This window comes from Acinetobacter johnsonii (assembly GCF_048551975.1).
Taxonomy (GTDB): Bacteria; Pseudomonadota; Gammaproteobacteria; order Pseudomonadales; family Moraxellaceae; genus Acinetobacter; species Acinetobacter johnsonii_A.
Genome location: NZ_JBIMCF010000166.1, coordinates 1 through 292, shown reverse-complemented (window position 1 = coordinate 292; position 292 = coordinate 1). Strand labels below are relative to the sequence as shown.

At 46.2% G+C, this 292-nt stretch carries 1 protein-coding gene; it reads right to left on the bottom strand.

Annotated features, from left to right (window positions below):
• A partial coding sequence (locus tag ACG9ZB_RS17080; protein WP_419326830.1) for a hypothetical protein occupies positions 1 to 292 on the bottom strand: 292 nt, incomplete at both ends.

The window sequence follows — 292 nt, the reverse complement described above, 5'->3', positions numbered from 1 at the left end:
GCACGCACATACTGAGGTTTGCTCAGTTGTTCCGCGCTCACAGGCGCAACATAACTCGGCTGATGCAGCAATGCTGCAGGATCAAAATAATGTTCTTCTGCTTCTGCCGCATCAATGATTGCAGCATCCATTTGAATCTCTGCAGCAGCTTCATCGTTGGTTGCAGGTGTTTCAAGAAATGCACTGTCTGTTTCGACGTCTAAAGTGTTTTGTGAAGGTTCAGTTTCTTGAATCGCACTGCCCATCTCGATGTCAGAGGTATCTTGTGGTGCTTCAATATCTTGAATTGCAC